The organism is Pseudomonas qingdaonensis (genome assembly GCF_018398475.1).
Taxonomy (GTDB): Bacteria; Pseudomonadota; Gammaproteobacteria; order Pseudomonadales; family Pseudomonadaceae; genus Aquipseudomonas; species Aquipseudomonas palmensis.
The window spans coordinates 2,600,348-2,614,214 of sequence record NZ_CP074676.1; the positions used below are offsets into that span (position 1 = coordinate 2,600,348).

Genomic DNA, 13,867 nt, shown 5'->3' on the forward strand with positions numbered 1-13,867 from the left:
CCAACCAGAAGGAGTCGTACATGGCGAAGAAAGCCCGCCCAGCCACGTTCATCAACGACCCGCTGTGGTACAAGGACGCGATCATCTACCAGGTGCACGTCAAGTCGTTCTTCGACTCCAACGGCGACGGCATCGGTGATTTTCCCGGCCTGATCGCCAAGCTCGACTACATCGCCGAGCTTGGGGTCAACACCCTGTGGCTGCTGCCGTTCTACCCATCGCCACGGCGCGACGACGGCTACGACATCGCCGCCTACAAGGCCGTGCACAGCGACTACGGCACCCTGGCAGACGTGCGACGCTTCATCGCCGAGGCGCACAAGCGCAACCTGCGGGTGATCACCGAGCTTGTCATCAACCACACCTCCGACCAGCACCCGTGGTTCCAGAAGGCCCGGCGCGCCAAGCCCGGCTCCAGGGCGCGGGACTTTTATGTGTGGTCCGACACCGATACCAGGTACGACGGCACGCGCATCATCTTCCTCGACACCGAGCACTCCAACTGGACCTGGGACCCGGTTGCCGGCCAGTACTTCTGGCACCGCTTCTACTCGCACCAGCCCGACCTCAACTTCGACAACCCGCAGGTGCTCAAGGCGGTGATCGGGGTGATGCGCTACTGGCTCGACCTGGGCGTGGACGGCTTGCGCCTGGATGCCATCCCGTACCTGATCGAGCGCGATGGCACCAACAACGAGAACCTGCCCGAAACCCACCAGGTGCTGAAGAAGATCCGCGCCGAAATCGACGCCAACTACCCCGACCGCATGCTGCTGGCCGAGGCCAACCAGTGGCCCGAGGACACCCAGCTGTACTTCGGCGAAGGGCAGGGCGACGAGTGCCACATGGCCTTTCACTTTCCGCTGATGCCGCGCATGTACATGGCGCTGGCCCAGGAAGACCGCTTTCCGGTCACCGACATCCTGCGCCAGACCCCGGAGATCCCGGCCAACTGCCAATGGGCGATCTTCCTGCGCAACCACGACGAGCTGACCCTGGAGATGGTCACCGACCGCGAGCGCGACTACCTGTGGAACTACTACGCCCAGGATCGTCGCGCGCGCATCAACCTGGGCATCCGCCGGCGCCTGGCACCGTTGCTGCAACGCGACCGGCGCCGGGTCGAGCTGCTGACCAGCCTGCTGCTGTCGATGCCGGGCACCCCGACCCTGTATTACGGTGACGAGATCGGCATGGGCGACAACATCTACCTGGGCGACCGCGACGGCGTGCGCACGCCGATGCAATGGTCCATCGACCGCAACGGCGGCTTCTCCCGCGCCGACCCGGCACGCCTGGTGCTGCCGCCGATCATGGACCCGCTGTACGGCTACCAGTCGGTGAACGTCGAGGCCCAGGCCAGCGACCCGCATTCGCTGCTCAACTTCAACCGTCGCCTGCTGGCGGTGCGCAAGCAGCAAAAGGCCTTTGGCCGCGGCAGCCTGACCATGCTCTCGCCCAGCAACCGCCGCATCCTGGCGTATGTCCGCGAATTCACCGGCAGCGACGGCAAGGGCGAAACCATTCTGTGCGTGGCCAACGTGTCCCGCGCCGCCCAGGCGGCAGAGCTGGACCTCTCGGCCTATGTCGACCAGGTGCCGGTGGAGATGCTCGGCGGCAGCGCGTTCCCGCCGATCGGCCAGCTGCCGTTTCTGCTGACCTTGCCGCCCTATGGCTTCTACTGGTTCCTGCTCGCGCCCAGGGACCAGATGCCCAGCTGGCATGTGCAGCCCGCGCAGCCGCTACCGGAGTTCACCACCGTGGTGCTCAAGAAACGCATGGAAGAGCTGCTCGAATCGCCGTCGCGCGACACCCTGCAAGACGCCATCCTGCCGCAGTACCTGCCCAAGCGCCGCTGGTTCGCGGGCAAGGGCGCCGCGGTGGAAAAGGTGCGCATCGCCTATGGCGTGCGCTTCGGTGCGGCCACCAGCCCCGTGCTGCTCAGTGAAATCGAGGTCGACAGCGGCGGGCAGACCAGCCGCTATCAGTTGCCGTTCGGCCTGATCGGCGAAGACCAGCTGACCAGCGCATTGCCCCAGCAACTGGCCCTGTCACGGGTACGCCGGGGGCGCCAGGTGGGCCTGATCACCGATGGTTTCGTGCTCGAAAGCTTCATTCGCGCGGTGCTGGCCGGCTTTGCCGATGGCACGCGCCTGAGCTGCAGCGACGGCGAGTTGCAGTTCCAGGCCACCGAACAGCTGGCCGCCCTGGAGCTGGGCGACGAGCCGGCGGTGCGCTACCTGTCGGCCGAGCAGTCCAACAGCTCGGTGGTAGTAGGGGGCAGCCTGGTGCTCAAGCTGATCCGCCGGGTCAATGGCGGCATCCACCCCGAGCTCGAGATGAGCGCCTACCTCACTGCCGCCGGCTACCCGAACATATCACCGCTGCTGGGCTGGCTGAGCCGGGTGGACGCCACCGGGCAGCCGCACCTGCTGATGATCGCCCAGGGCTACCTGAGCAACCAGGGCGACGCCTGGGACTGGACCCAGAACACCCTGGAACGCGCGATTCGCGACGAAATGGAACCCGGCACCCAGGCCCCGCAGGCCCATGCCGATGCCTTGCAGGAGCTGCAGGCCTTTGCCGCGCAGCTGGGCCAGCGCCTGGGCCAGATGCACCAGGTGCTGGCCGCGCCCACCCAGGACCCGGCGTTCAAGCCGCGGGTGAGTAGCGCGCGCGATGGCAAGGCCTGGGGCAAGCAGGTCAGCGCCCAGCTCAACCAGGCGTTCGACCTGCTGGAGCAGCACCGCGATGAGCTGGATGCCGACAGCCAGGCGCTGGTCGACGACCTGGGCAAGCAGCGCAAGGGCCTGCTCGAACAGGTCAGCGAACTGGCCATGCAGGCGGTCGGTGGCGTGCTGATACGGGTACACGGCGACCTGCACCTGGGCCAGGTGCTGGTGGTGCAGGGCGATGCCTATCTGATCGACTTCGAAGGCGAGCCGGCGCGCCCGCTGGAGGAGCGACGCGGCAAGCACAGCCCGTACAAGGACGTCAGCGGCGTGCTGCGTTCGTTCGACTATGCTGCTGCGATGGTGTTGCGCAGCGCGTCGGGGGTGGACGTCTCGCCGCCGGCCCGCCAGGCCCGTCAGCGCGTGGCGCGGCGCTACTTGCACCAGGCCCGGCATGCCTTTGTTCAGGCCTACGATCTGGCCACCGCCGACCTGCCGCACGCCTGGGAACAGCCCGGCGGGGCACGCGCGGCGCTGGACCTGTTCAGCCTGGAAAAGGCTGCCTACGAAATTATGTATGAAGCCGAGAATCGCCCGAGCTGGTTGGCCGTGCCCTTGCATGGCCTCCATGGGCTTGTCAGTACGTGGGGAGAATGAATGAGCGCGCACAAGCGGGAACAGGCTGGGTTGGGCACAAGGGATATCGATGACCTGGTCAATGCCAGGCACGGCGACCCGTTCGCGGTGCTCGGGCCGCACCCGGATGGCGCGGGCGGGCAGTGGATACGCGCCTACCTGCCCGATGCCCTGAGTGCCCGGGCGGTGGCCCGCGACAGCGGGCAGGTGCTGCTGGAGCTGGAGCAGGGCAGTGTGCCCGGGCTGTTCAGCGGGCGGTTGCAGCAACCGCAGGCGTACGACCTGCACATCAACTGGGCAGGGGGCGAGCAGGTCACCGAAGACCCCTACAGCTTTACCCAGTTGCTGCTGGGCGAGATGGACCTGTACCTGTTCGCCGAGGGCAATCATCGCGACCTGGCCAAGGTGTTCGGCGCGCAGCCCGCGCAGGTTGACGGCATCGACGGGGTGCGCTTTGCGGTGTGGGCGCCGAATGCGCGGCGGGTGTCGGTGGTCGGTCACTTCAACAACTGGGACGGGCGCCGCCACCCGATGCGCAAGCGCGTGCCCAGCGGTGTGTGGGAGCTGTTCATCCCGCGCCTGCAGGCCGGCGAGACGTACAAGTACGAACTGCTCGGGCCCGACGGCATCCTGCCGCTCAAGGCCGACCCGCTGGCACTGGCCACCGAGCTGCCGCCCAGCACCGCCTCGAAGGTGGCCGCCGCGCTGGGCCATGTGTGGCAGGACCAGGGCTGGATGCGCGTGCGTGCAGCGCACCAGGCCACCAACGCGCCGCTGTCGATCTACGAACTGCACGCCGGTTCCTGGCAATGCGAGCTGGATGAAAGCGGTGAAGTGGCCCGCTACTACAACTGGCGCGAACTGGCCGAGCGGCTGGTGCCCTACATCCAGGAGCTGGGCTTCACCCATATCGAGCTGATGCCGATCATGGAGCATCCGTTTGGCGGCTCGTGGGGCTACCAGCCGTTGTCGATGTTCGCGCCCACCGCGCGCTATGGCACGGCCGAGGATTTCGCCGCGTTCATCGACGCCTGCCACCAGGCCCACATCGGCGTGATCCTCGACTGGGTGCCGGCGCATTTTCCCACCGACGAACATGGGCTGGCGCAGTTCGACGGCACCGCACTGTATGAGTACGCCAACCCGCTGGAGGGCTTCCACCAGGACTGGGACACGCTGATCTACAACCTGGGGCGCAACGAGGTGCACGGCTTCATGCTGGCTTCGGCATTGCACTGGCTCAAGCATTTTCACATCGACGGGCTGCGGGTGGATGCGGTGGCCTCGATGCTGTACCGCGACTACTCGCGCAAGGCCGGCGAATGGGTGCCCAACCGCCACGGCGGGCGCGAGAACCTGGAGGCCATCGATTTTCTGCGCCACCTCAACGATGTGGTGGCCCAGGAGGCGCCGGGGGCGCTGGTGATCGCCGAGGAATCCACCGCCTGGCCGGGTGTCAGCCAGCCGACCCAGCAGGGCGGCCTGGGTTTCAACTACAAGTGGAACATGGGCTGGATGCACGACACCCTGCATTACATCCAGAACGACCCGATCCACCGTGCGCATCATCACAACGAGATGAGCTTCGGCCTGATCTACGCGTATTCCGAGCATTTCATCCTGCCGATTTCCCATGACGAGGTGGTGCACGGCAAGCACTCGCTGATCGACAAGATGCCGGGCGACCGCTGGCAGAAGTTCGCCAACCTGCGCGCGTACCTGGCCTTCATGTGGTGCCATCCGGGCAAGAAGCTGCTGTTCATGGGCTGCGAATTCGGCCAGTGGCGCGAGTGGAACCATGACGCGGAACTGGACTGGTACCTGTTGCAGTACCCCGAGCACAAGGGTGTGCAGTCGCTGGTGGCCGACCTGAACCGGCTGTACCGCGACGAGAAGGCGCTGCATCAGCAGGACTGCGTGCCGCAAGGGTTCCAGTGGCTGATCGGCGACGATGCGCGCAACAGCGTGTATGCGTGGCTGCGCTGGAGCGCCGAGGGCGAGCCGTTGTTGGTGGTGGCCAACTTCACGCCGGTGCCGAGGGAGGGTTATCGCATCGGGGTGCCGTTTGGCGAACAGTGGGTGGAGGTGCTCAACAGCGATGCCCAGGTGTATGCCGGGTCCAACTACGGCAACCTCGGGGCGGTGAACAGCGAGGCCTTGCCCAGCCATGGGCAGCCGCTGTCGCTGGCGGTGAACCTGCCGCCACTGGCGGTGCTGGTGCTGCGCCCGGCTTGAGACCTTGGGCCTGCTGCGCAGGCCATTCGCGGGTCAAGCCCGCTCCCACAGGGATTGCAGTGTTTTCAGGAACTGCACTGCACCTGTGGGAGCGGGCTTGACCCGCGATTCGATCTACAGGTCCAGCACCAGCCGGGCCGTGCGCGCCCGCGACACGCACAGCATCATGCTCTGCTGCGAAGCCTTCTCTTCATCGCTCAGGTACTGGTCGAAATGCTCGGCCTCACCCTCCAGAATCATGGTCTCGCAGGTGCCACACACACCCTCGCGGCACAGGCATTCCACCTTGGCCGCCTTGGATTTCTCGATGGCCTGCAAGATGGTCATGCCTTCCTCTACCTGCAACTCCTGCCCCGAGCGCGCCAACACCACGGTAAACGCCGCACCGGTCACCGGCGCCGCGGCAAACTGCTCCCAGTGCACGCGCTGCTCGGCAATGCCCAGCGACGCTGCGGTGGCGATCACCGCATCGATCAGCGGCTTGGGGCCGCACACATACACATGCGCCGCGTCATCCAGGCCCCCAAACAGCGCGGCCAGGTCCAGCTTGCGCTCCAGGCTGTCGATGTAGAACTGCGTGTTGGCCGCATGCGGCCCGCTGCTCAGTTCGGCCTGGAACGCGCCATGCTCGGGGCTGCGAAAGGCATAGTGCAGCTCGTAGGCGGTGCTGCCGGCCTCCAGTTCATGCAACTGCGCCAGAAACGGCGTGATGCCGATGCCGCCGGCGATCAGTACGTGCCGGCCCGCGCTCGGGTCCAGTGCGAACAGGTTGTTGGGGCTGGAGATGGTCAGCACGCTGCCCACCTCGACCTGCTGGTGCATGAACGCCGAGCCACCCTTGGACTGCTCTTCAAGGCGCACGCCGATCTGGTAGCTGCGGGTGTCGCGCGGGTCGCTCATCAGCGAGTAGGCGTTGCTGAACTGGCGCCCGTCGGCGCCCTGCATCTGCACGATCACGTGGCTGCCACCGGTAAATGCCGGCATCGGCGCGCCGTCCTCACGGGCCAGGGTGAAGCGCTTGATCAGCGGCGTCGCCTGCTCGACGGCGGTTACCTGCACACTGAACATCTCGTATTTGTTGGCCATGATTCACCTCGACTGCCACTGGCTCACACGGCCAGGCACAGGTACTTGATTTGCAGATAGTCTTCGATGCCGTAGCGCGAGCCTTCGCGGCCCAGGCCCGACTGCTTGACGCCGCCAAACGGCGCCACTTCATTGGAGATCAGCCCGGTATTGATACCGACCATGCCGTACTCCAGTGCCTCGGCCACCTTGAACACCCGGGCGATGTCGCGGCTGTAGAAGTACGCCGCCAGGCCGTACAGGGTGTCGTTGGCCTGGGCAATCACCTCTTCGTCGCTGCGAAAGCGCACGATGGCCGCCACCGGGCCGAAGATCTCGTCCTGCAGCAGCTGGGTGCCCGGCGCAATGTTGGCCAGCACCGTGGGTGCGAAGAAGTTGCCGCCCAGCGCATGCGCTTCGCCGCCCAGCAGCAGGTCGGCGCCCTTGGCCACGGCGTCGTCGATCAGGCTGCGCACCTTGGCCACGGCCTTGTCGCTGATCAGCGGGCCGACCTGGCTCGCGGCGCTGGTGCCGTGGCCCACGCCCAGGGCGCGCACGCGCTCCACGAAGCGTTCGGTGAACTGCACATACACGCTGTCATGCACGTAGAAACGGTTGACGCATACGCAGGTCTGGCCGGCGTTGCGGTACTTGGCTGCCAGCGCGCCTTCGACGGCGGCGTCGATGTCGGCATCGTCGAACACGATGAACGGCGCGTTGCCGCCCAGTTCCAGCGACACCTTCTTGATGCTCTGGGCACACTGGCCCATCAGCAGCCGGCCGATCGGGGTGGAGCCGGTAAAGCTCAGCTTGCGCACGGCCGGGTGCCCGGTGAACTGGGCGCCAATGGCCACCGCATCACCGGTGACCACGCTGAACACCCCGGCCGGGATGCCCGCACGTTCGGCCAGCTCCACCAGCGCCAGGGCGCAGAAGGGGGTTTCGTTGGCCGGCTTGACCACGATGGTGCAGCCGGCGGCCAGGGCCGGGGCCACCTTGCGCGTGATCATCGCCGCCGGGAAGTTCCACGGGGTGATGGCGGTGCACACGCCGATGCCCTGCTTGATCACCAGCAGGCGCTTGTCGTTGGAAGGGCTGGGGATGACATCGCCGTAGACACGCTTGCCTTCCTCGGCAAACCATTCGATGAACGAGGCCGCGTAGCGGATCTCGCCCAGTGCTTCGTGCAGCGGCTTGCCCTGCTCGAAGGTCATCAGCCGGGCCAGGTCGTCTTCGTGCTGCAGCAGCAGTTCGAACCAGCGGCGCAGCACCTGCGCGCGGTCCTTGGCGGTGCGCTCGCGCCAGCCTTGCAGCGCGGCCTCGGCGGCTTCGATGGCGCGTACCGTCTCGGCGCCGCCCATCAGCGGCACGCTGCCCAGGCGTTCGCCGTTGGCCGGGTCGCAGACCTCGACCTGACGACCGTCGTCGGCATCGCACCAGTGGCCGTTGATGTACGCCTGTTGGCGCAGCAGTGTGGGATCGTTGAGTTTCACGCAAGGCACTCCATGCCGCCCCCGGCGTACCGGGGGCGGGCGTTGTCAGTCGTTGAGGTGGGCGACGGCGATCAGGTTGTGGAAGTGGGCGATGCCGTGCTCGCTCATGCCGCTGCGCTCACGGTCGGCCATGATCCGGCCCTGGCCACGGTAGCCGCGGGACTTGAGGCCCTTCTGCACGCTCTCGACCAGGCGCAGGTCCTCGGGGCGGAACACCTCGCGGTACCAGTCGATGAGTTTCTGCTGCTCTTCGGTGATGTCCTTGTTCAGGAAGTACACGTCGTAGTGCTGCAGGGTGGTTTCGGCGTCGACCGGGAACTCGTAGATCACGGTCATGAAGTTCGCGCCTGGCGGCACGTTGAACATGGTGCACGGCCATGCCCAGAAGCCGGCGAAGGAGGGGTCCTTGACGCTTTCGTCGAACTTGAACGACTGCTCCGACGGCTTGGCCAGGCCATATTGCAGGGTCCAGTTGCCGTAGGTGGTGTGGCTGTACTGGCCGACGTCCACCGAGTCGGAGAAGCCCGGGTGCGCCGGGGCGCAGTGGTAGCACTCCAGGTAGTTGTCGACGATGGACTTCCAGTTGGCCGGGGTATCGCTGACGAAACGTGCTGCCAGGTGCAGGTCGTCGATCACCGCGCAGGCCTGGCGCATGCGTGCCTGCAGGCCGGGCAGCTGGTCTTCGACGCTGCCGGCGTCCATGTCCATGTTGATGAAGATGAAGCCTGCGTACTCTTCCACGCGCAGCTGCACCAGGGTGGAGTTCTGCTTGTCGAAGTTGACCACGTTCTCGCAGTTGCGTGCGTGGGCCAGTTCGCCGTCGAGCTTGAAGGTCCAGGCGTGGTACGGGCAGGTGATCACGTTCTTGGCCTTGCCGCTGCCGCTGAGCAACTGGTGGCCACGGTGCGGGCACACGTTGTAGAAGGCGCGCAGCACGCTGTCGCGACCACGCACCACGATGATGCTCTCGCCGATGATTTCGCGGGTGATGTAGGCGTTGTTCTCGGCCACTTCGCTGCGATGACCCACGCAGATCCAGCTGCGCGCGAAGATGTTCTCTTTCTCGTGCTCGAACACCGCAGGCTGGGTGTAGAACTTGGCCGGAATGGTGAAGGCCTCGTCTGCGCTGGCGCAGAAATCGGCGGGCAGGCGTTTGAAGTCGTTCATTGCTATCTCCTCACGGGGGCGTCCAGCCAGGCCGGCGCACCGTTGTTCAATTGGCTTTTACTTATTGGTTTACGTGTATCTATTGGTTAACAGAACAGGCAAAAAAAAGGACCGTCAGGCCTGCATCCGTGCAGGTGGGTCGGAGTCAGCGACTCAGCGGGCCGTCGCGGTTACCGGGGCCGCTGCGGGTTGTTCAACGGGTTCAGGCTGTTCGGGCTGCTCGCCGGCCAGGCGCGCGGCCTCTTCCTCGATGCGGTGGGCCGGCACGTGGCCGTAGTCCTGCAGCATCCACTTGAAGAAGCCGTAGATCTTGATCAGCAGAATCACCATGAACGGGATCGCGGTCAGCACCACGGCGGTCTTCATGGTCGACAGCGAGGCCTTGGCGAACAGCATGGCCAGCGGTACCAGGGTCAGCACCACGCACCAGAACAGACGGTGGGTGGGGGTGGGGTCGTCGCCTTCGCGCAGGTTGCGGGTACTGGTGGCCGCCACGGCATAGGCGGCAGCGTCCATGTGCGAGGCGCAGAACACCGCCATGATGAACAGGTACACGCCCAGGAACACCTTGCCCATCGGCAGTGCTGTCAGCAGGGCACTGACCGCCGATTCGCCGCCTTGCTCGCTGAGGATCTTCGGTACGTCGATGGCGCCGTTGATGAACTGGTGCATGCTGTAGCTTTCCAGCGCGCCAAAGAAGAACCAGCAGCCCACGCTGCCACCGGCGAGCAGGGCGAACACCACTTCCTTGAGCTGGCGCCCACGGGACACACGGGTCACGAACATGGCCACGCCCGGGGCATAGGACACCCACCACAGCCAGTAGAACACCGTCCAGTTGCGGGTGAACGCGCCGTCGCCGGCCGGGTCGGTGAACAGGCTCATGCGCACATAGTTCTGCACCATCAGGCCGATGGAGTTGGCGGTGTTGTTGATGGTGAACTGGGTCGGGCCCACCAGCAGCACCACGCCGGCGAACACCAGCGCGCCGATGCACACCATCTTGCTCAGGCGCTGCAGGCCGCCATCGATGCCGATGTAGGAACTGAGCGAGAACAGGATGGCCACTGCACCGATCACCATCAGTTGCACGGTGAAGGTGTCGGGGGTGCCGGCCAGGTCATGCAGGCCGCGGGTCAGGGTCGAGGCGGTGAGCGCCAGCGACACGGTCAGCGCGCCCATCATGGTCAGCAGGAAGATCAGGTCCACGCTGCGACCGATCGGGCCGGTGGCCTTGAAGCCGGTCACCGCCTCGACGATCGAGGCCAGGTTCAGGCCGCTCTTCTTGCGCACGTGGAAGTGATAGGCCATGGCCAGCGAGGCCAGGGCATAGATCGACCAGGCGCTGATGCCCCAGTGGAAGAACGAGTAGCTGACGCTGTATTCCAGCGCCTGGCTCGATTGCGCGGCAATGTTCAGACCAGGGGTCTGGTAGTAGTAGGCCCATTCCATCACGCCCCAGTACAGGGTCGAGGACCCCATGCCGGCACAGATGAACATGAACACCCAGGTGGGGGTGGAGTACTCGGGCTTGCCGCTGCCGAAGCGGATGTTGCCGTACTTGCTGAACGCCAGATACAGCACGGCCAGCGAACTGCCGAATACCAGCACCTGGACACTGGTGCCGAAGGTACGGGTGGCAATCTCGAACAACTGGTTGGCGGCCTGTTCGGCCTGGGAGGGAAACACGGCGAGGCCGATCACGGTGAGCAGCACGGCAATCAGGCTCACGGTAATCAGGAACACATCTATCTGTTTTTTATTCTTGTGCGACATCATCGTCTCCTGGACGTTGGCGTTCTTATCTGTACCCGGCAGGCAATCCGGGGGGGTAGTGCGGTAAAGCGTCCTCCTTCTGTTAACTATAAGTTAACTACTATCTTTTGGTTAACAGATTCTGCCTAGAATCTTGTGGGCTCGCAAGAGGTGACGGGCCGGATTGTCTGGCAATTCAGACAACCGGCCCGTTGTTTCACCCTTCGATCAGCGCGGTGATGGCCTGGCCGACCTGTTGGGTGGACTTCTGCCCGCCCATGTCGCGGGTGGTGTCGCCGGCGGCGATCACGCGCTCGATGGCGCCAAGGATGTCGTCGTGGGCGGCGCGGTAGCGCGGGTCGGCGCCGTCATTGCCAAGGAACTCCAGCATCAGCGCCCCGGACCAGATCATCGCGATCGGGTTGGCGATGTTCTGGCCGAAGATATCCGGCGCCGAGCCGTGGACCGGTTCGAACAGCGACGGGAACCTGCGCTCGGGGTTGAGGTTGGCCGACGGTGCGATGCCGATGGTGCCGGCGCAGGCCGGGCCCAGGTCGGAGAGGATGTCGCCGAACAGGTTGGAAGCCACCACCACGTCGAAGCGGTCCGGCTGCAGCACGAAGCGTGCGCAAAGGATGTCGATGTGCTGCTTGTCCCAGCTGATCTCGGGGTAGTTGGCGGCCATCGCGGCGGTGCGCTCGTCCCAGTACGGCATGCTCACGGCCATGCCGTTGGACTTGGTGGCCGAGGTCACGTGCTTGCGCTCACGGGTCTGCGCCACGTCGAAGGCATACTTGAGAATGCGGTCGACGCCGCGGCGGGTGAACACCGACTCCTGCAGCACGAACTCGTTTTCGGTGCCTTCGAACATGCGACCGCCCAGCGAGGAGTACTCGCCCTCGGTATTCTCGCGGATCACCACGAAGTCGATGTCGCCCGGCTCGCGACCGGCCAGCGGGCAGGGTACGCCGGGGAACAGGCGCACCGGACGGATGTTCACGTACTGGTCGAAGTCGCGGCGGAACTTGAGCAGCGAGCCCCACAGCGAGATGTGGTCCGGCACCTTGTCGGGCCAGCCTACCGCACCGAAGTACAGCGCATCGAAGCCCTTGAGCTGCTCGAACCAGTCATCGGGCATCATCTTGCCGTGGGCCAGGTAATAGTCGCAGCTGGCCCACTCGAAGAATTCGAACTGGATGTTGAGGCCGTGCTTGCGCGCGGCGGCTTCGACCACGCGGATGCCCTCGGGCAGCACTTCGTTTCCGATACCGTCGCCGGGAATGGCGGCAATCTTGAAGGTCTTGGTCATGGCGGCTCACTCGTTGTTGTTTGGGAACAGGTGAGCGCATGCTATAAGCCATTGGGTCAGAGATAATCTCGCCCAACATGAATTCTTTGTGCACATATCGTGAATAGTCTGCCCAACCTCGAAGACCTCAACATTTTTGTCCAGGTGGCCAAGCGCGCCAGCTTTGCCGCGGTGGCCGAGCAACTGGGCATGTCGGCCGCGTTCATCAGCAAGCGTGTGCGCCTGCTCGAGCAGCAGATGGGCGTGCGCCTGCTGCACCGCACCACGCGGCGGGTGTCGCTGAGCGAGGAGGGCGAGCGGGTCTACCAGTGGGCCTTGCAGATCTTCGAGACGGTGCAGCGCATGGGCGACGACATCAGCACCCAGCACCGCGTGCCGGTGGGCCAGTTGCGTATCGCCAGCAGCCTGGGCCTGGGCCGGCGCTTCGTGGCGCCGGCGCTGTCGGAGCTGGCCGAGCGCTACCCGCAGCTGGATATTCGCCTGGACGTGCACGACCGCCTGGTGGACCTGATCGAGGAGGGGGTAGACCTGGATATCCGCGTGGGCAACGTGATTGCCCCGCACCTGATCGCCAAGCCGCTGGCCCACAACCGGCGCGTGCTGTGCGCCGCACCGGGCTACCTGCAACGGCGCGGCACGCCGCGCCAGCTGGCCGAGTTGAGCAGCCATGACTGTTTGGTGATCAAGGAGCGTGACCACCCGTTCGGCGTCTGGCAACTACAGGGGCCGCAGGGCGAGCAGAGCGTGCGGGTGACCGGCGGGCTGTCGACCAACCACGGCGAGGTGGCGCACCAATGGTGCCTGGACGGGCGGGGGATACTGCTGCGTTCGTACTGGGATGTGCACGACAGCCTGGCCGATGGCCGGCTGGTGCCGGTGCTGGAGGACTATCACCAGGCGGCGGACATCTGGGCGGTGTACACCTCGCCCCTGGCCAGCTCGGCGAAAGTACGCGTGGCGGTCGAGTTCCTGCGCCAGTACTTCGCCGAGCGCTACAGCCTGCCGGCGCTGGGCTAGCCCTTGGCGGGCACGATCTTCTTGATGGTGCCGTTGGTGATTTCGATCAGCACGTAGTTGTCCTGGATCTTGACCCACTGGCTGTCTTCGTCGGGCTGGCTCAGGCCCTTTTCCTTCCAGCCGCGCAGGGCCATGTCGTCGCGCTTGTAGAGGTCGGGGGCCTTGTCGTGCACCTTCAGCTCGCGGGTCGGGGACTCGGGCGCGACCACGCTGGGCTCGGCGGCCTGGGCCGGGAGCTGGACCAGCGCGACACTGCCGAGCAGGGCAAGGGTGGTGAACAGTTTGCGTGCAGTCATGCGGTACTCCTGATGGCTGGGGCTTGAAGAATCGGACTGCGCGCTGCTGCAAACATTCCATCGGCTGTATATCTGCGGCGTTGCCTTCGCTGGCAATGCCAGCTCCCACAGGGTTTTGTGAACGCCCGACACGGTTTCTGTGACACAACCCGCACCCCAGAGCCTTCGTCTGAACTTTTTGAAACGCCCGGGGTTCGAAAGGTCGCATTCGACCCCGAGTGC

The 13,867-nt window shown here is 65.2% G+C and carries 9 protein-coding genes; 3 read left to right on the top strand and 6 right to left on the bottom strand.

Annotated features, from left to right (window positions below; genetic code table 11):
- Positions 1 to 20: 20 nt before the first annotated feature.
- Both treS and glgB read left to right on the top strand, forming a co-directional pair.
- Positions 21 to 3,329, top strand: coding sequence for a maltose alpha-D-glucosyltransferase (gene treS, locus KH389_RS11830; RefSeq protein ID WP_213607390.1), 3,309 nt, complete (start codon positions 21 to 23; stop codon positions 3,327 to 3,329).
- The gene (gene glgB / locus KH389_RS11835; RefSeq protein ID WP_100632682.1) at positions 3,330 to 5,543 is read left to right on the top strand and encodes a 1,4-alpha-glucan branching protein GlgB; all 2,214 of its coding nucleotides are present in this window, start codon (positions 3,330 to 3,332) and stop codon (positions 5,541 to 5,543) included.
- A gap of 114 nt (positions 5,544 to 5,657) precedes the next feature.
- Here the strand turns inward: glgB and KH389_RS11840 are convergent, their stop codons facing one another.
- The 5 genes from KH389_RS11840 to KH389_RS11860 form a co-directional block, all read right to left on the bottom strand.
- On the bottom strand, positions 5,658 to 6,629 hold the full coding sequence (locus KH389_RS11840; RefSeq protein WP_213607391.1) for a PDR/VanB family oxidoreductase: 972 nt from the start codon (positions 6,627 to 6,629) through the stop codon (positions 5,658 to 5,660).
- Between the two features lie 23 nt (positions 6,630 to 6,652).
- Complete coding sequence (locus KH389_RS11845) at positions 6,653 to 8,101, bottom strand: NAD-dependent succinate-semialdehyde dehydrogenase (RefSeq protein WP_213607392.1); 1,449 nt, start codon at positions 8,099 to 8,101, stop codon at positions 6,653 to 6,655.
- A 45-nt stretch (positions 8,102 to 8,146) separates the two neighbouring features.
- Positions 8,147 to 9,268 (bottom strand): aromatic ring-hydroxylating oxygenase subunit alpha, encoded by a 1,122-nt coding sequence (locus KH389_RS11850; RefSeq protein ID WP_043863952.1) that lies wholly within the window; start codon positions 9,266 to 9,268, stop codon positions 8,147 to 8,149.
- A gap of 153 nt (positions 9,269 to 9,421) precedes the next feature.
- Entirely contained in the window at positions 9,422 to 11,044 is a 1,623-nt protein-coding gene (locus KH389_RS11855; protein WP_213607393.1) for a BCCT family transporter, read from the bottom strand.
- 196 nt (positions 11,045 to 11,240) lie between these two features.
- Positions 11,241 to 12,332 (bottom strand): tartrate dehydrogenase, encoded by a 1,092-nt coding sequence (locus KH389_RS11860; RefSeq protein ID WP_213607394.1) that lies wholly within the window; start codon positions 12,330 to 12,332, stop codon positions 11,241 to 11,243.
- Between the two features lie 99 nt (positions 12,333 to 12,431).
- On the opposite strand from KH389_RS11860, the gene KH389_RS11865 reads away from it, so the two are divergent.
- On the top strand, positions 12,432 to 13,349 hold the full coding sequence (locus tag KH389_RS11865; RefSeq protein WP_104572521.1) for a LysR substrate-binding domain-containing protein: 918 nt from the start codon (positions 12,432 to 12,434) through the stop codon (positions 13,347 to 13,349).
- On the opposite strand, the gene KH389_RS11870 is transcribed toward KH389_RS11865, so the two are convergent.
- Positions 13,346 to 13,645 (bottom strand): RcnB family protein, encoded by a 300-nt coding sequence (locus tag KH389_RS11870; RefSeq protein WP_043863948.1) that lies wholly within the window; start codon positions 13,643 to 13,645, stop codon positions 13,346 to 13,348. The genes KH389_RS11865 and KH389_RS11870 overlap by 4 nt on opposite strands.
- Between the last annotated feature and the right edge of the window lie 222 nt (positions 13,646 to 13,867).

Bases quoted from the DNA above. Each gene is read 5' to 3' on its own strand.
- KH389_RS11870 (WP_043863948.1), bottom strand. From the start codon at position 13,645: ATGACTGCACGCAAACTGTTCACCACCCTTGCCCTGCTCGGCAGTGTC.
- KH389_RS11850 (WP_043863952.1), bottom strand. From the start codon at position 9,268: ATGAACGACTTCAAACGCCTGCCCGCCGATTTCTGCGCCAGCGCAGAC.
- KH389_RS11855 (WP_213607393.1), bottom strand. From the start codon at position 11,044: ATGTCGCACAAGAATAAAAAACAGATAGATGTGTTCCTGATTACCGTG.
- treS (WP_213607390.1), top strand. From the start codon at position 21: ATGGCGAAGAAAGCCCGCCCAGCCACGTTCATCAACGACCCGCTGTGG.
- glgB (WP_100632682.1), top strand. From the start codon at position 3,330: ATGAGCGCGCACAAGCGGGAACAGGCTGGGTTGGGCACAAGGGATATC.
- KH389_RS11840 (WP_213607391.1), bottom strand. From the start codon at position 6,629: ATGGCCAACAAATACGAGATGTTCAGTGTGCAGGTAACCGCCGTCGAG.
- KH389_RS11860 (WP_213607394.1), bottom strand. From the start codon at position 12,332: ATGACCAAGACCTTCAAGATTGCCGCCATTCCCGGCGACGGTATCGGA.